This is a genomic window from Polynucleobacter sp. MWH-Svant-W18, assembly GCF_018687495.1.
In the GTDB taxonomy this organism is placed as follows: Bacteria; Pseudomonadota; Gammaproteobacteria; order Burkholderiales; family Burkholderiaceae; genus Polynucleobacter.
Window position 1 is genome coordinate 1307570 of sequence record NZ_CP061293.1, and the last position, 25661, is coordinate 1333230.

The 25661-nt window shown below is 46.9% G+C and carries 24 protein-coding genes, 1 other RNA gene and 1 pseudogene; 9 read left to right on the forward strand and 17 right to left on the reverse strand.

Annotation, left to right across the window (positions count from 1 at the left end):
• Positions 1-12: 12 nt before the first annotated feature.
• The 14 genes and pseudogenes from C2757_RS06585 to gyrA form a co-directional block, all read right to left on the reverse strand.
• Positions 13-441 (reverse strand): helix-hairpin-helix domain-containing protein, encoded by a 429-nt coding sequence (locus tag C2757_RS06585; RefSeq protein WP_215373686.1) that lies wholly within the window; start codon positions 439-441, stop codon positions 13-15.
• 88 nt (positions 442-529) lie between these two features.
• Positions 530-1549 (reverse strand): ADP-glyceromanno-heptose 6-epimerase, encoded by a 1020-nt coding sequence (gene rfaD / locus C2757_RS06590; RefSeq protein ID WP_215373688.1) that lies wholly within the window; start codon positions 1547-1549, stop codon positions 530-532.
• Positions 1546-2475, reverse strand: coding sequence for a D-glycero-beta-D-manno-heptose-7-phosphate kinase (gene rfaE1 / locus C2757_RS06595; RefSeq protein ID WP_215373689.1), 930 nt, complete (start codon positions 2473-2475; stop codon positions 1546-1548). Before rfaE1 ends, rfaD begins: the two co-directional genes overlap by 4 nt.
• A 14-nt stretch (positions 2476-2489) precedes the next feature.
• Positions 2490-3854: a UDP-glucose/GDP-mannose dehydrogenase family protein gene (locus tag C2757_RS06600; RefSeq protein WP_215373691.1), complete on the reverse strand. Its 1365-nt coding sequence runs from the start codon at positions 3852-3854 to the stop codon at positions 2490-2492.
• Between the two features lie 34 nt (positions 3855-3888).
• A complete protein-coding gene (gene lapB / locus C2757_RS06605; protein ID WP_215373693.1) occupies positions 3889-5100 on the reverse strand; it encodes a lipopolysaccharide assembly protein LapB in 1212 nt (403 codons plus the stop codon).
• A gap of 66 nt (positions 5101-5166) precedes the next feature.
• Positions 5167-5505, reverse strand: a pseudogene (locus tag C2757_RS06610) (integration host factor subunit beta); the annotation flags it as partial.
• Positions 5506-5556: 51 nt separating this feature from the next.
• Positions 5557-7230: a 30S ribosomal protein S1 gene (rpsA, locus tag C2757_RS06615; protein WP_215373695.1), complete on the reverse strand. Its 1674-nt coding sequence runs from the start codon at positions 7228-7230 to the stop codon at positions 5557-5559.
• Between the two features lie 134 nt (positions 7231-7364).
• Positions 7365-8027 carry a (d)CMP kinase gene (cmk, locus tag C2757_RS06620; RefSeq protein WP_215373696.1) on the reverse strand — a complete coding sequence of 221 codons (663 nt, stop codon included), beginning with the start codon at positions 8025-8027 and terminating at the stop codon, positions 7365-7367.
• 13 nt (positions 8028-8040) lie between these two features.
• Positions 8041-9360 carry a 3-phosphoshikimate 1-carboxyvinyltransferase gene (gene aroA / locus C2757_RS06625; RefSeq protein WP_371817040.1) on the reverse strand — a complete coding sequence of 440 codons (1320 nt, stop codon included), beginning with the start codon at positions 9358-9360 and terminating at the stop codon, positions 8041-8043.
• A gap of 8 nt (positions 9361-9368) precedes the next feature.
• The gene (locus C2757_RS06630) at positions 9369-10250 is read right to left on the reverse strand and encodes a prephenate dehydrogenase/arogenate dehydrogenase family protein (RefSeq protein WP_215373700.1); all 882 of its coding nucleotides are present in this window, start codon (positions 10248-10250) and stop codon (positions 9369-9371) included.
• Positions 10250-11380 carry a histidinol-phosphate transaminase gene (gene hisC / locus C2757_RS06635; RefSeq protein ID WP_215373701.1) on the reverse strand — a complete coding sequence of 377 codons (1131 nt, stop codon included), beginning with the start codon at positions 11378-11380 and terminating at the stop codon, positions 10250-10252. The genes C2757_RS06630 and hisC overlap by 1 nt, the downstream gene beginning before the upstream one ends.
• An 18-nt stretch (positions 11381-11398) precedes the next feature.
• Entirely contained in the window at positions 11399-12478 is a 1080-nt protein-coding gene (pheA, locus tag C2757_RS06640) for a prephenate dehydratase (protein WP_215373702.1), read from the reverse strand.
• Positions 12478-13575 carry a 3-phosphoserine/phosphohydroxythreonine transaminase gene (gene serC / locus C2757_RS06645; protein WP_215373703.1) on the reverse strand — a complete coding sequence of 366 codons (1098 nt, stop codon included), beginning with the start codon at positions 13573-13575 and terminating at the stop codon, positions 12478-12480. Before serC ends, pheA begins: the two co-directional genes overlap by 1 nt.
• Before the next feature lie 25 nt (positions 13576-13600).
• Positions 13601-16309, reverse strand: coding sequence for a DNA gyrase subunit A (gene gyrA / locus C2757_RS06650; protein WP_215373704.1), 2709 nt, complete (start codon positions 16307-16309; stop codon positions 13601-13603).
• Positions 16310-16468: 159 nt separating this feature from the next.
• Between gyrA and ompA the strand changes: the two genes are divergently transcribed.
• From ompA to ssrA, 4 genes are all read left to right on the forward strand, one after another.
• A complete protein-coding gene (ompA, locus tag C2757_RS06655; protein WP_215274196.1) occupies positions 16469-17035 on the forward strand; it encodes an outer membrane protein OmpA in 567 nt (188 codons plus the stop codon).
• Positions 17036-17133: 98 nt separating this feature from the next.
• Positions 17134-17823 (forward strand): bifunctional 2-polyprenyl-6-hydroxyphenol methylase/3-demethylubiquinol 3-O-methyltransferase UbiG, encoded by a 690-nt coding sequence (gene ubiG / locus C2757_RS06660; protein WP_215373706.1) that lies wholly within the window; start codon positions 17134-17136, stop codon positions 17821-17823.
• A 3-nt stretch (positions 17824-17826) separates the two neighbouring features.
• Positions 17827-18507 (forward strand): HAD family hydrolase, encoded by a 681-nt coding sequence (locus C2757_RS06665; protein ID WP_215373707.1) that lies wholly within the window; start codon positions 17827-17829, stop codon positions 18505-18507.
• 71 nt (positions 18508-18578) lie between these two features.
• Positions 18579-18937: a transfer-messenger RNA gene (ssrA, locus tag C2757_RS06670) on the forward strand.
• A 60-nt stretch (positions 18938-18997) separates the two neighbouring features.
• Here the strand turns inward: ssrA and C2757_RS06675 are convergent.
• Genes C2757_RS06675 through C2757_RS06685 form a run of 3 tightly spaced genes read right to left on the reverse strand, consistent with a single transcriptional unit; the run spans position 18998 to position 21722 of the window.
• On the reverse strand, positions 18998-20155 hold the full coding sequence (locus tag C2757_RS06675) for a class I SAM-dependent methyltransferase (protein ID WP_215377001.1): 1158 nt from the start codon (positions 20153-20155) through the stop codon (positions 18998-19000).
• 4 nt (positions 20156-20159) lie between these two features.
• A complete protein-coding gene (locus tag C2757_RS06680; protein WP_215373709.1) occupies positions 20160-20714 on the reverse strand; it encodes a carboxymuconolactone decarboxylase family protein in 555 nt (184 codons plus the stop codon).
• A 6-nt stretch (positions 20715-20720) separates the two neighbouring features.
• Positions 20721-21722: a tripartite tricarboxylate transporter substrate binding protein gene (locus C2757_RS06685; RefSeq protein ID WP_215373710.1), complete on the reverse strand. Its 1002-nt coding sequence runs from the start codon at positions 21720-21722 to the stop codon at positions 20721-20723.
• Positions 21723-21810: 88 nt separating this feature from the next.
• Here C2757_RS06685 and C2757_RS06690 point away from each other — a divergent pair, with 88 nt between their 5' ends.
• From C2757_RS06690 to C2757_RS06710, 5 genes are read left to right on the forward strand one after another with little or no spacing between them, the layout of a single operon-like run.
• Positions 21811-22581: a sulfurtransferase gene (locus C2757_RS06690; RefSeq protein ID WP_251366724.1), complete on the forward strand. Its 771-nt coding sequence runs from the start codon at positions 21811-21813 to the stop codon at positions 22579-22581.
• Positions 22582-22632: 51 nt separating this feature from the next.
• Positions 22633-23610, forward strand: a complete 978-nt coding sequence (locus tag C2757_RS06695) for a D-2-hydroxyacid dehydrogenase family protein (RefSeq protein WP_215373711.1) — start codon at positions 22633-22635, stop codon at positions 23608-23610.
• Positions 23607-24152, forward strand: coding sequence for a chromate transporter (locus C2757_RS06700; RefSeq protein WP_215373713.1), 546 nt, complete (start codon positions 23607-23609; stop codon positions 24150-24152). Before C2757_RS06695 ends, C2757_RS06700 begins: the two co-directional genes overlap by 4 nt.
• Positions 24149-24670 carry a chromate transporter gene (locus tag C2757_RS06705; RefSeq protein ID WP_251366725.1) on the forward strand — a complete coding sequence of 174 codons (522 nt, stop codon included), beginning with the start codon at positions 24149-24151 and terminating at the stop codon, positions 24668-24670. Before C2757_RS06700 ends, C2757_RS06705 begins: the two co-directional genes overlap by 4 nt.
• 13 nt (positions 24671-24683) lie before the next feature.
• On the forward strand, positions 24684-25661 hold the full coding sequence (locus C2757_RS06710) for a tripartite tricarboxylate transporter substrate binding protein (RefSeq protein WP_215373715.1): 978 nt from the start codon (positions 24684-24686) through the stop codon (positions 25659-25661).

The window sequence follows — 25661 nt, forward strand, 5'->3', positions numbered from 1 at the left end:
GCTCTAAAGGGTTTAATTTCTGCGGCCTGCTCCCGTACGCTCCGACTGATTGCGAGGATTAGCTTGAGTACGAGAATTGCGTCTGCTAGAGCTACCGCCCTCTTTCTTGGTCCTGCCGTTAGGCTCCCGAAAGGAGCTGGGTGACTCAATCGTCAATCCGTTATCGACCATTTTCTCAACCGATCGCATACCAATACCTCGGACACGCTTTTGTAAGTCATTGGCATCTTGAAAATGGCCGCCATCCAAACGCTCAGCAATAATGGTTTTCGCTTTCGAAGGGCCAATACCCTTAATACTTTCTAACTCCGATTGAGTAGCCGTATTAACGTTGATCGGTGAAGCAAAGGCAGCTCCTAATGATAAAAATGCTAAGCCAGCTGCCAGTGTTGCAGCTCCCATCCAATTTTTTGCAGCATCAATCTTGAAGTATCTCGTCATAAACTCTCCAGTAGTAAATAAAAAATCCACGTACACAAAGTGCGCGTGGATCGTTTACAACGTAGAGAGAATAACTTAGTTGACCGAGCTACAAAGGGTTGGCTAAGAAATCAGAATTGGCCTCTAGCCATTCAATATAGCGACCTACACCTTGCTCAACATCGAGGAAGGGCTCGGTATAGCCTGCAGCTCGCAGTTTTGTAAGATCAGCTTGAGTGAAACACTGATATTTACCTCTGAGTGCATCCGGAAAGGGGGTGTACTCGATCGCTTTTTCTTTCACTAATTCTTGCAAAGTAGCTGGTTGAGCTTTATCCAGTTTACGCATTGCATTAGCTACTGCATGTGCAACATCGTTAAAGGGTTGTGCACGGCCACTACCTAAATTGAAGATACCGCTGATGTCTGGATGATCCAAAAAGAAAAGATTTACCTTCACGACATCTTCTACTGAAACAAAGTCTCTGCCTTGCTCGCCAGGACCATAGCCACCATACTCACCAAAGAGTTTGACATGACCATTAGCTTTGTATTGGTGATACTGATGAAAAGCGACCGATGCCATACGACCTTTGTGTGATTCCCGGGGGCCATACACATTGAAGTAACGGAAGCCGACTACTTGAGCGGTGTTGGCATTTTCTGAAAAACGCTTGCGCATCACTTGGTCAAACAAGAATTTAGAGTAGCCATAAATATTGAGTGGTTTCTCGTGCTCACGACTCTCCACAAATGCATCGGAGCCCCCATAAGTAGCGGCTGAAGAGGCATACAAGAGTTGGACTTTTTGAGCAGTGCAGATATCTAGCAAGTCCATGGTGTAGCGATAGTTATTCGCCATCATGAAAATGCCATCGGTCTCCATCGTATCGGAGCACGCACCCTCATGAAAGACCGCCCGGACTTTGCCAAACTTGCCACTTCTAAATGCATCTAGAAATTCATTCTTATCTAGATAGTCAATAATGTCTAAGTCCGCTAAATTGCGATACTTATCGGCGGGGTTAAGGTCATCCACTGCAATGACGTTTTTCTCACCACGAGCATTCAGTGCCTGAACAATATTTGCCCCAATAAAGCCAGCGGCGCCAGTTACGATAATAGTCACTGTAATTCCTCTGAAGTAACGGTTGCAGTACCAAGCTTACCAACCACAATGCCACCAGCACGATTTGCCAATGCCATCGCTTTTTCTAAAGGCCACTGCGCAGCTAATGATACAGCTAGAGTAGCAATCACCGTATCGCCCGCGCCAGAAACATCAAAGACCTCTCGAGCCTGTGCTTTGACATGACTCACACCAGCCTCGGTATATAAACTCATACCTTCTTCTGAGCGGGTAAGCAGTAGAGCCTGAAGATTAAGAGATTTTCTCAGGGCTTGCGCTTTATTCGTGAGATCTTCTTCACTATTCCACTTTCCAACCACTTGGCGCAATTCACTTCGATTCGGCGTTAAGACAGTAGCACCGCGATATTTTTCATAATCTTCGCCCTTGGGATCAACCAGGATGACTTTGTTTTGGGCTCTTGCTTGCTCAATCATATGGGCTACTTGACCTAAGGCACCTTTGCCGTAATCAGACAAAATGACGACATCCGCATCACCAACCAATTTCTCAAAGCGCTCTAATTTATGGGCGAGGGCTTTCTCGCTAGGACTCTCTTCAAAATCTAAGCGAATAAGCTGTTGTTGACGGGCAATCACACGTAACTTCACGATTGTTGGCACATTGGCGTCAATTTCTAATTGACTATCGACGCCACCGGATTTGAGTAGCTCTCCCACCCGTTTGCCTGCTTCGTCATTACCTACAATGCCTAAAATGGTTGTGTTGGCACCCAATGCTGCAACGTTACGCGCAACGTTCGCTGCTCCGCCAAGTCGTTCATCGATCTTTCCAACCTGTACTACTGGCACAGGTGCCTCTGGCGAAATACGATGCGTATCACCAAACCAATAGCGATCGAGCATCACATCGCCCACTACAAGTAAGCGTGCTTTTGAAAACTGTTCGCGGTTAGCTTTTTCCATTGAATAATTTTTACTTAATTATGGCGACCAATGCCGTAGTACTCAACACCTAATTCTTGCATGGCGCTAGGCTCATAGAGATTGCGACCATCAAATACGATAGGGCGCTTTAACTTTTGCATTACCTGGTCAAAATCTGGGCTACGGAAAGCCTTCCACTCAGTCACGATCACTAAGGCATCGCATCCATCTAAGGCTGCCATTGGGCTTTCTACCATAGAGACCTTTTTAAGGCCCTCAGGATTGCCTTTGAAGTCTAAATCTAAGCAGTGTTGTGCCTCTGGCATTGCTACTGGGTCATGCGCTACTACTGAAGCGCCGCGCTTTACCAACTCTTGGATGATGACCCGACTAGGCGCCTCACGCATATCGTCTGTATTGGGCTTAAATGCCAATCCCCATAGAGCAAACTTCATGTTTGATAAGTCTTTACCGAAACGCTTCTCGATTTTTTCTACCAAGATATATTTTTGGAGCTCATTAACCGCTTCAACAGCATCTAAGATTTTTAGATCTCTGCCGTGTTCTTTAGCAGTTTTAGAAAGTGCTGATACATCCTTCGGAAAACAAGATCCGCCATAGCCCGTTCCTGAATATAAAAATCCATAACCAATGCGAGAGTCAGAACCAATACCTTGGCGGACCGCTTCAATGTCAGCCCCCACTAGATCAGCTAGATTGGCCAACTCATTCATAAAGGAGATACGGGTTGCCAACATGGCATTCGCTGCATACTTAGTCAGCTCTGCACTCTTAACATCCATGTAGTAAGTGCGTTCATGGTGACGATTAAATGGCGCATAAAGCTTGCGCATTTGCTCCTTAGCACGCAACCCTGCTGGAGTGCTTTCTGTACCTATGACGATGCGGTCTGGGCGCATGAAGTCTTCTACGGCCGCACCCTCTTTTAAAAACTCGGGATTAGATACTACCGAACATAAATCTTCTGGTTGACCTCTTTTTTCCAACTCTTCTTTAATGGCAGCAGAGACCTTATCTGCAGTACCTACTGGCACTGTGGACTTATCCACAATGACCTTAGGAGTCGTAGCATAGCGGCCAATATTACGAGCTGCAGCAACCACATATTGGAGATCCGCTGAACCATCTTCATCAGGAGGTGTGCCTACTGCAATAAATTGAATGTCGCCATGCTCTACCGAAGCCGCAATGTCAGTAGAAAATTGCAATCTGCCAGCAGCACGATTGCGCTCAATCATCTCTTTTAAGCCTGGCTCATAAATCGGCACGCCACCAGAATTGAGAATATCAATCTTCTTAGGGTCAAGATCCAAACAAAAAATATTGTTTCCTTGCTCTGCCAAGCAAGCGCCAGTTACTAAACCTACGTAGCCGCTGCCGATGATGGTGACTTTCAAATGAACTCCTGATTAATCTTTAATATATATAACATTACATTGAGGGGCCGCTTGGTGCAGCACCCTCGGTACGTCTCGGGGAGTATGCCTCCCAATTATTACAGCCAGGACACTGCCAATAGAATCTGCGCGCCCGGAATCCACAGTTGCCACAAGTATATCGAGCCAAACTGGTTGTACGCTGACGCAACAAATTCAAGATGGAATGCAACTCCAGGAGCCTTTCTGGATTGGCGCTCCCCTCCTCTAAAGCAAGGCGGGTTTCAGCCAACTTAGATAGAGCACTCAAACTAGGGGAATGCTGCATTACATCGGCGAGCATCATATTTGCAGCCTGTGGCCCCCGAATTTTCATGAGCTGCTTATGCACAATATCGAGTAACTCGCCAGATGCCTGAGTCTTTAATAGTGCGCAGAGACGATCCAACCCTTCATCTACCCGATCAATAGCGGTATGGGCAATCATCCAGCGGTCAGCCAATAAATGCATATAGGCTGGATGGGAGGCCGCCACTAAACTCCAAGCATCAATTGCTTGTGCTGGGCGCTCCATCGCCATCAAATAATCACCCTGCAAAATCAAAGCACGTGCATGATTTGAGACGGCCTGCAAGGCCCTCTGAATAGACTGTTCTGCTTCTGCCAAATCCTTACGACGCAAAGCCTCTTGACTCAACTCACAATGAAACTGAGCAATCTCTGTTTTATGAGATTTACCCTGCAGTGTTTCTAGCTCACTGGCAGCAATGATGGCTTTTTTCCAATCACGCTCTACCTGATACATCTCTAGCAAACTTTCTTTTGCAGGAACCGCAAATTTGCCGTCACCAACCCGATTCAAGGAAGCTTCAGCACGGTCCAGCAACCCAGCACGCAAAAAGTCACGGCCTAATTCATAAGCAGCATGATCACGATCGCGAGGTTTTAAATCATCACGATTAGCCAAGTGCTGATGCACTTTAATTGCCCGCTCAGTCTCGCCGCGACGACGGAATAAATTGCCCAACGAAAAATGGAGTTCAATAGTCTCTGGATCAAGCTGCGCAATTTTGACCAGCGTTTCAATTGCCTGATCCGGCTGCTCATTCAGTAAAAGGCTCAAACCTTTAAAGGTTGAACGCTGCTGACGCATGCGTTCACGTTCATCCATCCGATTCTCAAGACGAAGATCCCAGCGAGCAGCTAGCCAACCAACACCAAACATGATGGGTAGCAATAAAAGCCAAGATGTCGCTATCTGAATCATGGCGTACAGAATTTAAATAAAAAAATGGCCCGAATGGACCACTGAGGATAAGCCTGAATATTAGGCACCAGAACCCTCTTTGGGGCCCGCCTGTTTGAGCGGCTTGTAATCCACTCGTTCACGCAACTCTTTACCAGGCTTGAAATGCGGCACACGCTTTTCTGGAATCAAGACCTTATCACCAGACTTTGGATTGCGACCAGTACGAGCAGGACGATGATGCAGTACAAAACTGCCAACACCGCGCAACTCAATACGCTTGCCCTCAGCTAAAGCATGAGTCATGGTATCTAGCAAAGTTTTTACTGCTAGCTCTACGTCCCTAGGCAGAAGCTGCGGAAATTGTTCCGCAAGGCTCTCCACAAGTTCGGAGCGAGTAATTGCTTGTTGCTCTTGATCTGTCATGATCTATCAAAAAAAATCGCCGCTCCCCCAACGGAAAGCGGCGATATTGCCTTAACCCTGATTGTCCAATTTTGCTTTTAACAAAGCACCCAAATTGGTTGTGCCAGACTGCGCATCACCTTGGAGTTTGCTCATTGCATCTTGTTGATCAGAACTGTCTTTTGCTTTGATTGAAAGATTGATGACGCGTGACTTACGATCAATATTAATGATCATTGCAGTAACGCTATCGCCTTCTTTCAATACATTGCGTGCATCTTCAACGCGATCGGTTGAGATCTCAGAAGCGCGCAAGTAAGCTTCAACTTCATCAGCCAAGTGAATCGTTGCACCCTTAGCATCAACTGCCTTCACAGTACCGGTGACGAGGCTACCCTTGTCGCTGACGGATGTGTAGTTATTGAATGGGTCACCAGACAATTGCTTGATACCGAGAGAAATACGCTCTTTCTCAACATCAATTGCCAATACAGTGGCTTCAACTTCATCACCTTTTTTATACTTCTTAACAGCTTCTTCGCCTGGCTCATTCCATGAGAGGTCTGAGAGGTGAACTAAACCATCGATACCGCCAGGCAAGCCAATAAACACACCGAAGTCGGTAATTGACTTGATGGCGCCAGAAAGCTTGTCGCCTTTTTGCTGTGAACGTGAGAACTCTTCCCATGGATTTGCTTTGCACTGCTTGATGCCCAAGCTAATACGACGCTTGTCTTCATCAATATCCAAAACCATCACTTCAACTTCAGTTCCCAATGCAGTCGCTTTGCTTGGAGCAACGTTCTTGTTGGTCCAATCCATTTCAGAAACGTGTACCAAGCCTTCGATACCAGATTCGATTTCAACGAATGCGCCGTAATCAGTCAAGTTGGTTACTTTGCCGAATAAACGGGTATTTGGTGGGTAACGACGAGCGATACCAACCCATGGATCATCACCAAGCTGCTTGACACCAAGTGAAACGCGGTTCTTCTCTTGATCGAACTTCAAAATCTTCGCTGTCACTTCTTGACCAACAGTCAACATCTCGCTTGGGTGACGCACACGACGCCATGCCAAATCAGTGATGTGTAAGAGGCCATCGATACCACCGAGGTCAACGAACGCGCCGTAATCAGTGATATTCTTGACGAGGCCAGTTACGACAGCGCCTTCTTTAAGGTTAGACATCAACTTAGCACGCTCTTCACCTTGGCTAGCTTCAACAACCGCACGACGTGACAACACTACGTTGTTACGCTTACGGTCAAGCTTGATAACCTTGAACTCCATCGTCTTACCTTCGTAAGGGCTAGTGTCTTTGATTGGGCGTGTGTCAACTAGTGATCCAGGCAAGAATGCGCGGATACCGTTCACCATCACAGTCAAACCGCCTTTAACCTTACCAGTAACAGTACCGGTAACGATCTCAGCTTGCTCGAGTGCTTTTTCCAAATTCATCCATGATGCCAAGCGCTTTGCTTTATCACGGGAGAGGATAGTGTCGCCATAGCCGTTCTCAAGAGCGTCAATAGCAACAGAAACGAAATCGCCAGGAGCTACTTCAATTTCTCCAGCGTCGTTATGGAATTCTTCAACAGGAATAAACGCTTCTGACTTTAAACCAGCGTTAACAACGACGAAGTTGTGGTCGATGCGAAGGACTTCAGCCGAAATAACTTGGCCGGTCTTCATATTCGATCGGGTTAATGATTCTTCAAATAATTCTGCAAATGATTCAGACATGTGTATTCACTTTGTGCCGTCAGAAGGCCCGACGGGTTAGGTTAAAAAAGTCTTTAAGAAACACGCTAATGAAATGATCGCGTTGTGGAGTTTCCTAAGACGCCAAAACTACTACTTACATCTACTGCTAAAAACTAAACAATTGCAGATTGATACCAATCTAAAACCGTCTTAACTGCTTGATCTATCGAAAGATCTGATGTTTCAAGCACTTTTGCACCATCTGCAACCAAGAGGGGTGCGGTACCTCGACTACTATCTCTGGCATCGCGCTCCTGCAAATCTTGCAGTAAGTCTGAAAGTTTAGCAGAAATTCCCTTAGCTATCAATTGCTTATAGCGACGCTCAGCTCTGGCAGCGGCTGTTGCCGTCAAAAAAACCTTCAAAACTGCGTCTGGGAATATCACGCTGGCCATATCTCTGCCATCAGCCACCAATCCGGGAGATTGGCGAAAACTGCGCTGTAGGCCCACCAATGCAGATCTGACCTCAGGATGAACGGCTAAGGCTGAGGCTCTCAAACCGATGTTTTCCGTGCGAATCGCGTCAGTGACATCCTCTCCATTCAAGAAAATTTGGTTATTTTTAAATGAAATCAATAACTTAGGAACCAAGAGACCTAATTCAGGACCATTTTTGACGTCAATTCCCTGTTTTTCACTAGCCAAAGCCACTAAGCGATAGAGCGCCCCACTATCCAAATAATGAAAGCCCAACTTTTCTGCCACCAAAGAGGCAACCGTCCCTTTGCCGGAAGCAGTAGGTCCATCAATTGCGATGACTGGAAAATTACGCATGAATTGTTTTGAATTAACTCACGACTTTCGCAAATTCAGCGAAGTAGCTTGGGAAAGTTTTTGCTACGCAATTGGGATCATTGATCTTGAGTGCGTTCGGTCCAAATGCAGCAAGTGAAAAACACATCGCCATGCGATGGTCATCATAAGTATCAATGCCTTCGCTCGGTGACTTCCAGTCGGCTGGCGCTTTAGGTGCATTCACAACAATGTAGTCAGCACCTTCTTCAACAATCGCACCTACTTTTCTCAATTCTTTTGCCATTGCGGCAATACGATCTGTTTCTTTAACTCGCCAACTTGCAATATTGTTTAAACGTGTTGGACCCGCTGCAAATAAAGCTGCGATAGCAAGTGTCATTGCAGCATCTGGGATTTCTGTGCAATCAAGCGTGATCCCCTGAAGTTTGCCGTTGGCATTTTTTACACCCGAGACTTCAAGCCAATCCTCACCAGCAGCAATATTGGCACCCATCAAGGCAAGCGCATCAGCAAAAGCCACATCCCCTTGAATACTCTCCTTACCTACGCCCACAACCCTTATAGGCCCGCCACCAATAGCACCAAGGGCCAAGAAGTAAGATGCGGAAGAGGCGTCACCTTCAACTGATAGTTGACCTGGACTTTGATACACCGCATCAGACGTCTTAACAGGGATCACAAATGATTGTGCATCTGGGCAACTAACCTTCACACCAAAGCGCGCCATCAGCTTTAAGGTGATATCAATATAGGGTCGAGAAATTAATTCCCCAATGACTTCAATACGGACCGGCTCATTTGCAACCAAAGGTAAGGCCATTAACAATGCTGTCAAGAATTGACTTGATACATCGCCACGTACCTTGACCACATCTTTAATCTGAATGTCTGCAGCCAAGATTTTGATTGGGGGATAACCTTCTTGTAATTCGTATTCAATCTTGGCGCCCACTTGACGTAAGCCATCTACCAAATCGCGAATGGGCCTCTCATGCATGCGCGCAACACCAGATAGGCGATAGTGACCACCTTGCATTGCTAGTGCAGCAGTTAAAGGACGAATAGCCGTGCCGGCATTACCCATGAAGAGGTCTGCATCACGCACCGGGAATTTGCCACCACAACCCTCCACTACACAAACTTTGTCTGCCTTGTCCGTCACAGATAAACCCAGTTGACGCAAGGCATTACGCATCACTTGGGTGTCGTCTGCATCTAAGAGGTTATTTAGCGTTGTTGTGCCCGAAGAAAGCGCTGCCAATAGCAAAGCACGATTTGAGATGCTCTTGGAACCAGGCAAAACAATTGAGCCTTGAGCTCGCTTGAATGGACCAATCTCAATACTAGGCAAATGAGTCATTAAGCCCCATCCAGATCTTGACGCGCTTTGCTTGCCTTATTAAATAATTTCTCTAGACCAGTACCATCATTTTCAGCAATCAATTTACGCATATGATTCACGATCAATAGATATTGATCTAACTCTTTCAGAATGGCTGTGCGATTACCTAAACAAATGTCGCGCCACATTTCTGGGCTAGATGCTGCAATCCGAGTGAAGTCTTTAAAGCCGGCGCCAACATGACCAAGCTTTTGATCAGCATCTTCCGAATTCACAACACTTGCCATCAAAGCGTATGACAAGATGTGTGGAAGATGGGATACGGCGGCATAAATTGCATCGTGTTGTACAACACCAATCTTTTTCACTACTGAACCGACTGACTCCCAAAATCCAATCATTAAGGCAATATCTTCAGGAGAGTTTTCCTGTAGAGGGCAAATAATCGTTTGCTTGCCTTTGAATAAATCCGCTTTTGCTGCTGCAGCACCATGTTGTGCTCCGCCTGCAATGGGATGAGCCGGTACAAACTGACAAGCTTTTTTACCTAGCACCTCTTTGGCAGCCAAGATCACATCGCCCTTAGTGCTACCGGCATCCGTAATCATGGTTCTAGGCTCAAGATGCGGTTCAATCATCTCAAAGGCTGCTCGCATTTGAGCAACTGGTATGCACAACACAATGACATCAGACTGCTTAGCAGCTTCAATTAAATCCACTACGCCATCAATCGCACCCATCTTTTGCGCTTGATCTAAATTTTCTTTACTGCGACCCACACCTAACACTTTGGTAACCACACCCGCTTGTTTGAGCGCCAAACCTAGGGATGCGCCGATCAAGCCCACACCAACGATGGTGACAGTACCGTAATTGCTCGCAGGATTCTTGATGGTCATTAGGAAAGTATTTCTGCAGTGATTTCTTTTAGGGCTGCGATGAAAGCAGCATTTTCTTCTGGCAAACCAATCGAGATACGTAACCACTGCGGCAAACCATAGTTCCCTACCGGACGCACGATAATGCCGCGCTTTAGCAAAGCTAAATTGATGCGGGGCCCCGCTTGATCGTCGTTACCCACCTTGACGAGAACAAAGTTTCCAGCAGATGGCAGATAAGTCAGGCCTAAATCATCAAATGCTTTAGTAAGTTGTAAATAGCCAGCACGATTGAGTTCAAAACCTTCTTGCAAGAATGCTTTGTCTTGAAATGCCGCAATGGCTGCTGCCTGCGCAAGACTATTCACATTAAATGGTTGGCGAATACGATTGAGCAAATCTGTTAAGTGGGGCTGTGCAACTCCATAACCAATACGTAAACCTGCTAGGCCATAGGCTTTGGAAAAGCTACGCGACAAAATCATATTTGGGAAGCGCTTTACCCAGGCAACCGCATCATAGCGCTGCTCTGGAGTTAAGTATTCGTTATACGCCTCATCAAGCACCACAACAACATGAGCTGGGACTCCCACCAGAAATTCTTCAATCTCTTTAGCGGTGAGATAGCTTCCTGTCGGATTGTTTGGGTTAGCTACAAAGACTAGCTTTGCTTTATCACCAGCAGCTTTGACTGCAGCCAACATCGCTGGCAAGTCATGGCCATAAGTAGGGCTTGCTGAAACCTCAACTGCCTTAGCGCCAACTGCTTGCGTTGCAAGGGGGTAAACCGCGAAAGCGTGTTTGGAGAAGATGACTTCGTCACCAGCCTGCGCCACAGCACGGGCCGCCAACTCTAGGATGTCATTGCTTCCATTACCCAAAGTAATCCAATTAGCCGGGACATCTAAGCGCTCTGATAAAACCTTTTTTAATTCAAAACCATTGGAGTCAGGATAGCGGCCCAGATCACTTGCAGCCTTGAGCATCGCTTCTTGAGCAGACTTAGGCATACCTAATGGATTTTCATTGGAAGCTAGCTTCACAATCTTGTTTTCATCTAAGCCATATTCACGAGCAACCTCGCTGATAGGGCGGCCACCAACATAAGGCGCAATAGCGTGAATGTGTTTTAGACCAATCTTAGAAGTCATGCGAACTTTACAAATGAATTAGGCAGAGTGTGGGTAAGAACCCAAATTCTTATAGAACGCCGCAGTCTCTTTTAACTCCTCAAGCGCTTTTACAACTTTGGCATCCTCTGCATGACCAGCAATATCAATATAGAAGTGATATTCCCAAGTCCCTTTACGGGCAGGGCGAGACTCAAAACGATTCATCGACACACCATGCTTTGCCAAAGGAGCCAGTAAACGGTGCACAGCCCCCGGTTGGTTATCAACCGATAACACCAAAGAAGTTTGATCTTTACCTGTTGGAGTGCACACATAGTTACCAACTACGACAAATCGTGTGCGGTTATGCGGGTCATCCTGAATCTGTGCAGCCACAGCCTGCAAGCCGTAAGTCTCTTGCGCAGGATCTCCCGCGATCGCAGCCAGGCTTGGATCATTTGCAGCTAGGCGAGCAGCCTCTGCATTGCTGCTGACTGCCTGACGCTTTAAATGCGGGGCATGCAGACTTAACCATTGTTGGCACTGTGCCAATGCTTGTGCATGAGCGCAAACCGTTGTCACGCCATCCAAGCTACCACTCTTCGTTAAGAGATGATGGCGAATCGGCAAGACGACTTCTCCGCTAATACGCATAGAGGAATCTAGCAACAAATCCAATGTGCGTGAGATCGCACCTTCACTGGAGTTCTCAACAGGGACCACGCCAAATTGTGCGGCGCCCTTCTCTACTGATTTGAAAACTTCATCTAAGCTGGCACAAGGCAAGCCCACAATCGAGTGACCAAAGTAGGTTTGTGCAGCCTGCTCAGAAAAGGTACCTGCTGGCCCAAGATAGGCAATAGTTTGACGGGCTTCTAAGGCTCTGCAAGCAGACATCACCTCGCGCCAAATGGCAGCAATGCCATCCGGCAGCAAAGGTCCGACATTGATTTCTTGCAGACGTGCAACCACCTGGCGCTCACGCTCAGGACGAAACACTGGGGATGAGAAGCCACCTTTGACATGACCCACTTCTTGCGCCGCTTTAGCACGCTGCGTTAGTAAATCTAAAATCGCTGCATCCAAGGCATCAATTTTTTCTCGCAGGGGAGCTAAGCGCTGTTCTTCAGTACTCATTAAGCCCGCCTTTCAAAATCACGCATAAACTCAACCAAGGCCTTCACACCTTCTATCGGCATTGCGTTGTAAATACTGGCGCGCATACCACCCGCCGCTTTATGACCTCGCAAGGCCACCAGACCAGCAGCATTTGACTGCGCCAGAAACTCTGCATTCAGGTTCTCATCTTTTAAGAAAAAAGTCACGTTCATCCGTGAGCGATATTCCTTAGTGACGCGATTTTCATACAGACTGCTTTGATCCAGAAAGCTATAGAGCAAGTTTGCTTTTTCTTGATTGCGCTTTTCCATCACCTTCACGCCACCCTGCTTGAGGAGCCACTTAAAGCCCAAGCCAGCCATATAAATCGAAAAAGTTGGGGGCGTATTGATCATCGATTGAGTGCCGGCCTGCACTGACCAATCCCAAATCGTTGGGGTGATACCCATGCTGTGACCAAGCAGGTCTTTGCGAATAATCACAATCGTCACACCAGAGGGGCCGATATTCTTTTGTGCACCACCAAACCACACAGCACATTGGGTGACATCCATCTCTTTCGAAAGAATATTGCTAGAGATATCTGCCACCAGAGGAGTGCCCCCAACATCTGGCACATCCGGAAACTCAACGCCACCAATCGTCTCATTGGCACAGTAATGCACATAAGCCGCGTCACTGGATAAATTCCAAGTGGATCTTGCTGGAATCGTGTTGAATTTTTCTGCAGCTGAAGAAGCCACCAAATGAGCAGCGCCATACTTTTGCGCTTCTTTAAATGATTTTTCTGACCAGACACCTGTGACTAGAAAGTCTGCCTTAGGGCCGTTTTTAGCCAAGGGCATGAGGTTCATGGGGATGGCTGCATTTTGTCCAAGTCCACCACCTTGCAAGAGCAAGATTTCATAAGAATCCGGAATGCTCATCAGCATACGCAGGTCTTGAATCACCTCTTCATACACTTCCATGAATTCTTTACTGCGGTGACTAATTTCCATGACGCTAGTACCGAGTCCGCGCCAATTGAGCATTTCATCAGCAGCCTGCTTCAATACCTCTTCAGGTAATGTAGCAGGCCCCGCAGCGAAATTGAAGATGCGGCGGTCAAAAGTCATAAGCTACTAGTCTAGTGATAACGCTTTAAGCGTCACCTGCCGCATCAGAATTGGAATCAGTTGCTGAATCAGCAGATGCATCACCTTCTTCTGCTTCGTCGCCCTCTTCATCCGAGTCGCTCTCAGCAATACGCTGCAGACCAGATAAGCGAGTGCCCTCATCCACGTTGATCAAAGTCACGCCTTGAGTAGCGCGACCCATTTCGCGAATTTCAGAAACACGTGTACGCACTAAAACGCCACCCGTAGTGATCAACATAATTTGATCTTCAGGAGAAACCAAAGCGGCAGCAACTACTTTACCGTTACGCTCGCTTGTCTGAATTGCAATCATGCCCTTGGTGCCGCGGCCATGACGTGTGTATTCAGCAATAGGCGTACGCTTACCGTAACCATTCTCCGTAGCAGTCAACACACTACTTGGAATTGCAATGCCGTTTGCGTCTACCACTGCGGCTTCAGCACCTTCAGCAGCCTCTGCTGGGGCAACTAACATCGCAATCACTTGATGACCGACGCCTAAATTCATGCCGCGCACACCCCGTGCGGTACGGCCCATTGGACGCACATCATTCTCATCAAAACGCACTGCTTTACCGGCATCAGAGAACAACATCACATCATGCTGACCATCCGTTATAGCTGCGCCAACCAAGAAATCATTCTCGTTGAGGTCAACCGCAATAATGCCGGCCTTACGTGGGTTGGAGAAGTCAGACAAGCGTGTCTTCTTCACAGTACCCAAACTCGTTGCCATAAAGACATACTGATCATCTTGGTAGCCCTTGATCGGCAGAATCACAGTGATCTTTTCACCTTCGATCAATGGGAACATATTGACGATTGGCTTACCGCGTGAAGTACGACTGCCTTGTGGAACTTCCCACACTTTGAGCCAGTACATGCGGCCACGATCAGAGAAACACAAAATCGTATCGTGTGTATTGGCTACGAACAGCGTATCAATCCAGTCTTCATCTTTCGTAGCGGCGGCTTGCTTGCCACGACCACCACGTTTCTGTGCACGGTATTCACTCAGCGGCTGACTCTTCATGTAACCAGTGTGTGACAGTGTCACCACCATATCTTGTGGAGTGATCAAATCTTCTGTGAAGAGTTCGGTTGCATTCATCTCAATGAATGAACGACGACCTGTATCACCGCCAGCTTTACCAAATTCAGCTTGCACTTCTTTTAGTTCGCTTTCGATGACTTGAGTAACACGTTCTGGCTTTGCTAACAAATCTAACAAGTCAGAAATTTCTGCCATGACTTCTTTGTACTCGTTCACAATCTTGTCTTGCTCAAGACCAGTCAAGCGTTGCAAACGCATCTGCAAAATTTCTTGTGCTTGACTGTCAGAGAGGCGATACAGGCCAGTAGTCTGCATACCGTACTCGGGCAACAAACCTTCTGGACGGTAGGCATTACGGCCTCCTGGTGTATCGGTCTCAGCACGCGCCAACATCTCACGCACCATAGAGGAATCCCAAGCTTTACCCATCAACTCTTGCTTTGCAATCACTGGGTTTGCAGCCGCTTTAATGATGGCAATGAACTCATCTATGTTTGCTAAGGCAACTGCCAAACCTTCTAAGACGTGACCGCGCTCACGCGCTTTACGCAATTCAAAAATTGTGCGACGTGTCACAACTTCACGACGATGCTGCAAGAAATATTCCAGCATTTGCTTCAAGTTGAGCAAGCGTGGTTGGTTATCTACCAAGGCCACCATGTTCATACCGAAGTTATCTTGCAGTTGAGTGCTCTTATACAAATTATTGAGAACCACCTCAGGCACTTCACCGCGCTTAAGTTCAATCACAACGCGCATACCGGATTTATCTGACTCGTCACGCAAATCAGAAATGCCTTCAACTTTTTTCTCATTCACTAACTCAGCAATACGCTCGAGCAAGTTCTTTTTGTTTACTTGATATGGCAACTCATCAACGATGATGGCCTGACGTGCGCCCTTGTCGATATCTTCAAAGTGAGTCTTGGCACGCATAACAACACGACCACGACCAGTTCTGTAGCCTTCGCGCACTCCTTGAACGCCGTAAATAATGCCGGCGGTGGGGAAGTCGGGAGCTGGAATGATCTCAATCAGCTCATCAATCGAGCATTCGGGGTTATGCAAGACGTGTAAACAGGCTGTAACGACCTCATCGAGGTTATGGGGAGGGATATTGGTCGCCATACCCACCGCAATGCCTGAGCTGCCGTTTATGAGCAAATTAGGCACTTTTGCAGGAAGAATCAGGGGTTCTTTCTCGCTACCGTCGTAATTTGGCCCAAAATCCACGGTTTCCTTGTCCAAATCGGCCAAAAGCTCATGGGCGATCTTGCGCAGGCGGATCTCCGTATACCGCATCGCAGCAGCGTTATCGCCGTCTACGGAGCCAAAGTTGCCCTGCCCATCAACCAGCATATAGCGCAGGGAGAAGTCCTGGGCCATCCGAACGATGGTGTCATACACCGCAGAATCACCGTGCGGATGGTATTTACCGATCACATCGCCAACTATACGGGCAGATTTTTTGTAAGCTCGGTTCCAATCGTTGTTTAATTCATACATCGCGAATAAGACCCGGCGGTGAACCGGTTTGAGGCCATCGCGCACGTCTGGCAGGGCTCTGCCGACGATGACGCTCATTGCGTAGTCCAAATAGGACCGCCGCATTTCGTCTTCGAGGGATATTGGTAGTGTTTCTTTAGCGGCTTGTTCCATCCAGAAATAATATCATTTTGATGACGGATAGCCCCTATGCTAAGATTCTGTCAGTTTGTACGAAATTGAGATGTGTCGCTTTGCGGTTTTTTGCTTCAAAGTAGGGCGAATTACATTTAAGTTTGACTTTAATTAAAAAGAGATTTTTGAGGACTAAAAATGAACAAAACCCTAAGAGTGTTGCTCGCTTCTGTTATTACTGTTTCTGCTTCTGCAGCAATGGCTTCTGATAACTGGCAAAACGGCGATGGCCAATTAAACTGGAAAAACGGCGATGGCACATTGTGCTGGCGCGATAACAACTGGACACCAGCAACTGCAGCTAAGGGTTGTGACGGTGCGTTGACTGCACACAGTCCTGCTGGCGTTAGCCAAAGCAAAATCACTTTGCAAGCTGACACACTCTATGACTTCAACAAGTCTGATTTGAAACCAGAAGGTAAAGCTACTTTGGACAAGATCGCTGCTGATTTAAGCAAGATCAAGTTAGAAGTCATCATCGCTGTTGGTAACACTGACAGCATCGGTACAGATGCATACAACATGGCTCTCGGTCAGCGTCGTGCGCAATCTGTTAAGACATACCTTGTAAGCAAGGGTGTTGACGGTAGCCGTATCTACACAGAATCAAAAGGCAAGAGCAATCCAGTTGCAAGCAATGCAACTGCTGAAGGCCGCGCTAAGAACCGCCGTACTGACATCGAAGTTGTTGGTACAGCTAAGTAATTCACCTTACTTGTAAAAAAGCCCGCTTCTTGCGGGCTTTTTTATTTCCGCTATATTCGTAGAATCCTTTACCCGCCCTACTGAGAGCCAAACTCAAGATGAACGTTGATCAATCTGAAATCGCTAAATTTAGCGCCCTAGCTCACCGCTGGTGGGACCCTAATAGTGAATTCAAGCCTTTGCACGCCATTAACCCACTGCGCCTTGCTTGGATCAAATCCTTCGTAAACTTAGAGGGAAAAAAAGTGGTTGATATCGGCTGTGGCGGTGGCATCTTGGCAGAATCCATCGCTCAATCTGGCGCAGACACCACTGGCATTGATCTTTCTGAAAAAGCTCTCAAGGTTGCAGAATTACATGCATTAGAAGTAGGCGCAAAACTGACTTACCGCTCAATCTCAGCTGAGGCTCTCGCTGATGAACAGCCCGAACAATATGACGTTGTGACCTGCATGGAAATGTTGGAGCACGTCCCAAATCCTGCATCAGTAGTGCAAGCTTGTGCAAAGCTTTGCAAACCCGGTGGCACGCTCTTTTTTAGCACTTTGAATCGTAGCCCTAAGTCCTACTTATTTGCCATTATTGGCGCCGAATACATCCTCAAGCTCCTACCCAAGGGGACTCACGAATACGCGAAATTTATCAAGCCATCAGAGCTGGTTGCGTTCACCCGTCAAGCGGGCTTAGAGATGATTGGAATAAAGGGTTTGAGCTACAACCCAATCACTCAGGTGTATAGCCTCGGGGATGATGTAGATGTGAACTACATGATTGCCGTCAGGAAGTAAGGCATGAGCACCCTATCAAGCCCTTATCACGGGGTATTTTTTGATTTGGATGGCACTCTTGCAGATACAGCGCCGGATTTAGTGGCTGCAACCAATCAATTGCTGGTAGCGCGTCAGCTGTTACCGAAACCTTACGAAGTTTTGCGCCCTTGTGCGTCAGCTGGTGCACGGGGCCTATTAGAGGGTGCATTTGGAATTACTCCAGATCATCCGGATTTCATTGCATTGCGAGATGAGTTTTTTAAAAACTATGAAAATGCTCTATTAGTCCACAGCAAGTTATTTGATGGCATGGATGATTTGCTTGAGCAAATGGAAATCGCAAACCTTCCCTGGGGAATTGTGACGAATAAAAGTGAGCGCTTCACCAATCCACTCACTGAACTGATGGGCCTGCGTCAAAGAGCGGTCTCTACAGTGTCAGGCGATACAACGCCCCACTCAAAACCCCATCCAGAACCAATTCTGCACGCCGCCAGAATTGCCAATATTGATCCAACAAAGTCAATTTATGTAGGCGATGACATCCGAGACGTCATTGCAGGAAAAGCTGCAGGCATGCTGACTGTTGCAGCTGCGTATGGTTACTGCGGCTGCAAAGAGCCACCAGAAGCTTGGGGCGCCGATCACATCATCAACAGCCCCCTCGAATTATTACCAATCATCTTTCCCAATAGGGTTTAATGGCATCCCAAAAGATATTAAGCAATTTGGGGCTAGCGGCTTTAAAATAGACCCTCCTATGCATGAACTCTGGGGTCGACATGGTTTCGACGTGGATTACAAAGCATCAAGGGCATACCGAGGACCCGTTATCTCGTAAATCAATGGGAATGTAATAACTGCTAACGACGAACGTTACGCACTAGCCGCTTAATTGCGGTTGCCCCTGAACTGATTCTCTCTTGGGTCAGGTAGCGAAAGCTACATCAGGGTCATATACAAGAGATAAGACTATTTTGCGTCACGAAGAATAGTACGAAAACTTAGTGAATCGTCGGCGAGGAACGTGTCAATCTGTGCCTAACTGATTAAATTAAATGATATGACTAAGTATGTAGAACTTGTTGTGGAGGATTTGCGGACGCGGGTTCGATTCCCGCCGACTCCACCATATAAATCAAACCCCTCTGAATTTTGGAGGGGTTTTGTTTACCAACTTGTGGTCCTGTTTTTATTTCACTACTAGCCGCCACAAAGAAGTGATCTCTTGAGATCTTGCCGCATGAAGTGCATCGGCTTTATCAAATACTTTGTGATGCTGAGGTTTGGTATCTAAGTGTCCCGCAACCCTCAGTCCGGACTGATCAATCCAATCGAGCAATTGCTCTCTTGATCGCAAGCCGAGATGCTCAGCAAGGTCAGAAAGGATCAACCAACCCTCGCCACCGGGTAATAAATGCTCTTTTAATTTTCCTAGAAAGCCCTTTAACATTTGGCTCTCCGGGTCATATATTGCATGCTCAAGAGAAGAGCTAGGACGCGCTGGCAACCAGGGAGGATTACATACAATCAATGCCGCTTTCTCTGTTGGAAACAAATTGGTCTTCTGAATTTCTATCTGGTGATTGAGACCCAAACGATCAATATTGTCTTGGGCGCATGCAATAGCACGATCATCTTGATCAGTAGCAATGATTTTTTGGATCTCTCGAATTGCCAATACAACTGACAACACCCCAGTGCCCACCCCAATGTCAAATGCTATGGAGTTTTTTTGAATCGCAGCAGGTAGCGGCGCTTTGAGAACCAGTTCAATGTATTCACCGCGAATCGGTGAAAAAACACCGTAGTGTGGATGAATCCGAATCTCCTCATCATCCCTCGCTAGCACGGGAACACCTTTTTTACGCCATTCATGCGCGCTAATGACCCCTAGCAATTCTCGTAAAGAGACAACATAGTCTTCACTCTGCTTTCCATAAGCCTCCATACAGGCTTGCGCAACATCAGGCGCACGTCGCAATGAAATGCTGTGGTCTGCATGAATAGGAATCAGCAACATTCCCAGAATACGCGCCCTTTGCGATTGCGCTAAGCGGTGTAAATTGAAGGTGTCTAAAGGACTTTTGGTTTTCTCTTTTGCAACCCGATCAGCCCTAGTTGATTTCTTCGAAGGCTTATCAACCCTTCTTACAAGGGCCTGCAGTAGCTGGCGAGCATTTTGAAAGTCGCCTTTGTAAAGCATTGCAGTGCCTTCACAAGCTGAACGGTATGCTATGTCGGCCGTTAAGGTGTCATCAGCAATGATGACTTTCTGATGTGGCGCAATGCCATTTTCGGAGCGCCATTTAGCAGAAAAAGATTGTTCGCCTTCGCTCCAATGAATCATGAGTTCATGAAGTGGGTGGATGATCTTCGGGGTGAATATCCAAAGCAATTAAGAAGCGAGATACCATGTTGTAGGCAGCGATGACTGTTACTAGCTCCACTGTATCCGTATTTCCCAATGCTTTTTGAAGACGTTTCATGAGTTCGGGATCGACTTGAATATTGCGCGTCATCTGCAAGGTTAAGTCAGCAGCATCATTTTCCAACGGAGTAAATTCGTTCCGCGGGAAGTTGGGCTGACCGATCAATCTGAGGGCTTGTACTTGTTCTTCGGTGCCACCAGCCTTTTTAAAGGGAGGTGCATGATGAAAAAATTCATATTCAGCACCATTGAGCACTGCGACTCCGCACATTGCCAATTCCCTTAACTTGGGATCTAGGGACAAATTATTGCGAATCTCTCCAATAAAGTGATTCCAGCCCTCAGCAATCGGTACGCTATGCAAGAGCATTCGATCCAAGTTAATAAACTGCCCGCCACGTCTCTTACGAATAGCAGAAACCAGCTCAGCTGGCTCTGCTAAATCAATGGGTTGATACGGAATCGAACGTTCAGTCATGTGCGCTTACTGAGCAGTTTCTTTAATGCCGTTCTCAATGACGAACTTGCCCCAAATACCAATTTGCTTACCGATAAATTCACGGGCAGATTCTGGGCTACCACCCACAATCTCAATTCCTTGAGCTTTAAACTTCTCCGCAACCAAGGGAGTTTTTAAGGCCTTATTCAAGGCCTTATTCATGGCATCAATAATCGCAGGTGGCGTTTTTCCTGGAGCAATCACTGCCCACCATGCTGGTGCGCTAAAGCCTGGATAACCACTCTCAGCCACTGTAGGCACATTAGGCATTGTTGAAGTTCTCTTTGCTGTAGTAATCACCAAAGGAATCACACCACCGCTATCAACATGGGGCTTCACCAAGAACTCTGAACCAACAGCCAATGGCACTTGACCACCCAAAGCATCCTGCATCAAAGGACCGCCGCCACGATACGGAATGTGGTTCCAATCAAAGCCTGCTTGCTTAGCAAGACGTGCCATCGATAGGTGTCCAAGACTACCAATTCCGATGGAGCCATAGCTAAATGGCTTTCCGGCTTTAGACATCTCTGTCAATTGCTTAAAGCTCTTAATTCCAGAATTTTTACTTGCTACCAATACCATTGGTGAGGTTCCCACCAAAATCACAGGTGCCAGATCTTTAATGGTGTCGTAGGGAAGTTTGTCTTTGAGGCTAGGATTGACGCCGTGGGTATCAAATACCACTGCAAAGGTATAACCGTCCGCATCCGCTCTTGCTAGCGCAGCAGTACCAATCACACCTGAAGCACCGCCAATATTTTCAACAATCACATTTTGCTTAAGCTCTGTTTGCAAGGCTTGTGCCAAGACTCGGGCAACCTGATCAACTGATCCACCAGCTGGAAAGACTGCTATCAATTTGATGGGTTTTTGGCTTGGCCAGCTTCCAACGCCAGCAGTTTGGGCAAACACCATGCCGCTTACCCCAAAGGACATTAGGGTTATCAATAGGGCTCTTTTGGCCATTTTTGCTAAATACAGCATAGATCGGTCTCCTTTGAATAAGGCTTAAGATTACCACCCCATAAGCCTGTTTGCTCGATAATATGGCAGTAGCTTGATGAGAGAAGAGATGAAGTCGATTTTGAACATTGCCGCCTATTTATTTGTCAGCCTCGACGGCTTGGCAGATCTGCGGGTAAAAATGCTTGAGGAATGCAATACCCGCAATCTGAAGGGGACTATTCTGCTTACCGGCGAAGGCATTAACCTCTTTTTGGCTGGTTCAGCCCCCGAGTTGCGTGGCTTTTTGGATTGGTTGCGGATGGACCCCCGCTTTAAACCTCTTGAAGCCAAAGAAAGCTGGTCAGAAGAGCAGCCTTTCAAAAAGATGCTGATCAAGCTCAAAAATGAAATTATTCGGATGAATCACCCAGCTATTCGACCTGAAGAAGGTCGCGCAAATTTCATCAGCCCAAAAAAATTACAAGAATGGCTTGATCGCGGTACTGATGACTTAGGCCGCCCTGTCGTAATGGTAGATACACGCAATGCATTTGAAGTGGAATATGGCAGCTTTGAAAATGCCTTGCACTTCAATATCGAAAAGTTTACCGAGTTTCCACAAGCGATTTCCGCTCACAAAGAAGCACTGGCAGACAAAACACTGGTGAGCTTTTGTACTGGCGGCATTCGTTGTGAAAAATCTGGACTCTATATGCGCGAAATTGGTATGCAGCATAGCTATCAATTAGAAGGTGGCATCTTGAAGTATTTTGAAGAGGTTGGCTCAGCACACTACCAAGGCAGCTGCTTCGTATTTGATGAGCGTGAAGCACTAGAACCCAATTTGGACACCATTCCTGTCGAGCGCTCGATACGAAAAAAGCTTAAAGCTGGCTAATATTTACACCAACCACTTCACCCACACATATCTATATCGAAAGTATTCCGCATGGCCTCACTTCCAAACATTGTCATCTTAGGTGATTACGAACGCGCCCTGCGGCGTTTTTCAAACTGGGATCAATTAGATCAACAATCTCATTTAACAATTCATCATGAGCCATTGCGTGATGAAGCGCTGTATGAAGCTGTGAAAGATGCTGATGCCATCGCCATTGTGCGCGATCGTTCGCCCTTTAATGAGGCCATGATTGCCCGACTACCGAAACTGAAATTTCTGATGTTTACTGGCGAGCGCAATGGCACTCTTGAAGCCGCTGCATTAGTGTCTCGCAATATTCCAATGGCTTGTACACCGGGTGGCCCCTCTAAAGAAACCACTACAGAACTCACTTGGGCATTAATTTTGGGGGCATCAAAACGCCTCATAGAACAGAACCAGTTGATTTCTTCTGGTGGCTGGCGTGATGGATTGTCGGTATTGCCAATGCTCGCTGGAGAGCGCCTTGGCGTCATGGGTTTGGGATCTATTGGTAGTCGCGTAGCTCGCGTTGGAGCCGCTTTTGGCATGGAAGTGGTGACTTGGAGTCCACGCATGACGCCAGAACGTGCCGCCGCTGAAAATGCGAAAGCAGTTAGCCTGGAAGAATTATTAAAGACCTCTAAGATTGTTACGATGCACTTGGTAGCAGGACCTAGAACAAAGGGGCTCATTAGTGCAGATCAACTTGCTTTGATGCGTCCGGATTCGATTTTGGTGAACACTTCCCGCTCAGCATTGATCAATATGGTTGATCTCCAAAAAGCGCTTGCTGCAGGCAGGCCTGGCCAAGCAGCAGTGGATGTATTTGATATCGAACCACTTCCTGAAAAAGATGTATTGCGTAACACACCCAATCTTTTGGTAACGCCCCATCTTGGATTTATTGCGGAACCTATCTTTGCAACTTTTTCCAAAGGGATTACAGAAACCTTAGAAGCTTGGCTGCATCAGAAACCAGTACCTCATCCATTTAAGCCACAGTGACTTTAAAAACACCAACCCCCAAGCAACTTTTCATTGGCTTTAGCAAGATTGGTATATCGGGCTTTGGTGGAGTACTGCCCTGGGCTCGTCGCTCACTTGTTGAGCAAGAAAAATGGATCAGCGCTGAAGAATTTAATGCCCTGCTCGGTATTTGCCAAATTGTTCCCGGGCCGAATATTGTTAACTTGGCAGTCTGCGTGGGAAGCCGCTTTGCAGGCGTCTCTGGAGCACTAGCAGCTGTTTTCGGTTTAATGCTTGGGCCCAGCGTGATCGTCATCCTCCTTGGAATGCTTTATGAACACTATAGCTATTTGCCAGCAGTTCAAGGAATGTTGCGCGGTATTTCAGCGGTAGGTATCGGCTTAATTGCAGCAACGGGTTTTAAGATGATGCGCAATGAGTTTAGCTTCCCACCCATGCTGTTGGTGGTAGCACTCACCGTGATTGCAGCAGGATTTTTTCACCTCAATTTAGGATGGGTTGTGCTCATTGCATCCCCTCTGGCGACTTTTCTGGCATGGAAAAAGGCGAAGCAAACATGAGTGCACTGCTGAGCCTATTTATCAAACTATCGGCGTTCTCGGCTTTGGCTTTTGGCGGCATTAATGCGCTATTGCCTGCACTGTATGACCTCTCAGTCAATCAAGAGCATTGGCTCAATACGCAAACCTTTGCAGATTTTTTTGCAATTGCGCAAGCAGCGCCTGGACCCAACCTGATGACAGTGACCCTCATCGGGTGGCATGTGAGTGGAGTGATTGGCGCTATCGTTGCATCGATTGCCATTTGCTGGCCGTCATCGATCATGGTCTTCTTTTTGCAAAGGTATATCAGTAACCTACGTAACCCAATCACTAAGAAAACTATTCAGTTTGCTGCTAGCGCGTTAGCGGTTGGTTTGGTGCTCGGATCCGCATGGGATATCTCACAGCAAATTAATCATAGTGTGGCAGCGTTTGCCCTAACCTTGCTAGCAATTGCTGTAATGCTACTAAGCCGTTGGCACCCACTCTATCTCATTGTGATTGGTGCTGTATTAGGAGTTCTGGGGTTCATATAAGGAGTGATTAAATATGCAATGTATTCACAAAATATTGATTAGGGCACTGAGCCTTGCGGCACTCCTCTCCCCCACTGCTTTTGCACAAAACGGATATCCCAATAAGCCGATCAACTTTATCGTACCCTATGGTGCTGGTGGCAGTGCTGACTCTCGCAGTCGTCAGATTGCCCAAAAGATGAGCGTCATTCTCAAGCAACCCATAATCATTGATAACAAACCTGGTGCAGGCGGCAATATTGGGACTGAATTTATAGCCAGAGCTGCGCCAGATGGATACACCATTGGCATGGGTAACTTTGCACCCATGGCTGTGAATAAAACACTGTTTGGAAATTTGCGTTACGACCCTGAAACAGATTTAAGTCCCATCATCTTGATAGAAAAAGGGCCGCTTGTTTTGGTAGTCAATCCAAACTCACCATACAAAACCATTGGCGACATCGTGGCTGCTGCTAAAGCGAAACCTAGCGTCCTGACATTTTCTTCGGGCGGGATTGGTGGTAGTCATCAACTCTCTGCTGAGCTTTTTGAACTCAATGCTGACATCAGTATGATTCACGTGCCATACAAAAGTGGCTCTGCTGCCTTAACAGATCTGATGGGTGGCAATGTCGACCTCATGTTTGATCAAATGTATTCTGCTGTTCCTAGTATTAAAGCCGGCAAGTTACGTGCTATTGCCATTACCAGCAAGAAACGCTCACCTTTGCTACCTGAGGTGCCAAGCTTTGCAGAGTTAGGCTACCCCAAAGTCGAGGTATTGAATTGGCAGGGACTCATCGCTCCAAAAGGCACACCCAAGGCAATTATTGAGCAATTAAATGCTGCAGCCAATCAGGCCCTGAGAGACCCGGCTCTGCGCGAATTAATGCTCTCGCAAGGGAATGAAATTGGTGGAGGCACTCCAGCAGAATTTGCAACTTTGATTAAAGCGGAGGCCAGCAAATGGAGCGCTGTTGTGAAGACAGCGAACATTAAGCCTGAGTAA

Coding starts and splice junctions, on each gene's coding strand:
- C2757_RS06585 (WP_215373686.1), bottom strand. CDS start 441: ATGACGAGATACTTCAAGATTGATGCTGCAAAAAATTGGATGGGAGCT.
- rfaE1 (WP_215373689.1), bottom strand. CDS start 2,475: ATGGAAAAAGCTAACCGCGAACAGTTTTCAAAAGCACGCTTACTTGTA.
- lapB (WP_215373693.1), bottom strand. CDS start 5,100: ATGATTCAGATAGCGACATCTTGGCTTTTATTGCTACCCATCATGTTT.
- rpsA (WP_215373695.1), bottom strand. CDS start 7,230: ATGTCTGAATCATTTGCAGAATTATTTGAAGAATCATTAACCCGATCG.
- cmk (WP_215373696.1), bottom strand. CDS start 8,027: ATGCGTAATTTTCCAGTCATCGCAATTGATGGACCTACTGCTTCCGGC.
- C2757_RS06630 (WP_215373700.1), bottom strand. CDS start 10,250: ATGACCATCAAGAATCCTGCGAGCAATTACGGTACTGTCACCATCGTT.
- hisC (WP_215373701.1), bottom strand. CDS start 11,380: ATGACTTCTAAGATTGGTCTAAAACACATTCACGCTATTGCGCCTTAT.
- pheA (WP_215373702.1), bottom strand. CDS start 12,478: ATGAGTACTGAAGAACAGCGCTTAGCTCCCCTGCGAGAAAAAATTGAT.
- serC (WP_215373703.1), bottom strand. CDS start 13,575: ATGACTTTTGACCGCCGCATCTTCAATTTCGCTGCGGGGCCTGCTACA.
- gyrA (WP_215373704.1), bottom strand. CDS start 16,309: ATGGAACAAGCCGCTAAAGAAACACTACCAATATCCCTCGAAGACGAA.
- ompA (WP_215274196.1), top strand. CDS start 16,469: ATGAACAAAACCCTAAGAGTGTTGCTCGCTTCTGTTATTACTGTTTCT.
- ubiG (WP_215373706.1), top strand. CDS start 17,134: ATGAACGTTGATCAATCTGAAATCGCTAAATTTAGCGCCCTAGCTCAC.
- C2757_RS06665 (WP_215373707.1), top strand. CDS start 17,827: ATGAGCACCCTATCAAGCCCTTATCACGGGGTATTTTTTGATTTGGAT.
- C2757_RS06675 (WP_215377001.1), bottom strand. CDS start 20,155: ATGATTCATTGGAGCGAAGGCGAACAATCTTTTTCTGCTAAATGGCGC.
- C2757_RS06680 (WP_215373709.1), bottom strand. CDS start 20,714: ATGACTGAACGTTCGATTCCGTATCAACCCATTGATTTAGCAGAGCCA.
- C2757_RS06685 (WP_215373710.1), bottom strand. CDS start 21,722: ATGCTGTATTTAGCAAAAATGGCCAAAAGAGCCCTATTGATAACCCTA.
- C2757_RS06690 (WP_251366724.1), top strand. CDS start 21,811: ATGAAGTCGATTTTGAACATTGCCGCCTATTTATTTGTCAGCCTCGAC.
- C2757_RS06695 (WP_215373711.1), top strand. CDS start 22,633: ATGGCCTCACTTCCAAACATTGTCATCTTAGGTGATTACGAACGCGCC.
- C2757_RS06705 (WP_251366725.1), top strand. CDS start 24,149: ATGAGTGCACTGCTGAGCCTATTTATCAAACTATCGGCGTTCTCGGCT.
- C2757_RS06710 (WP_215373715.1), top strand. CDS start 24,684: ATGCAATGTATTCACAAAATATTGATTAGGGCACTGAGCCTTGCGGCA.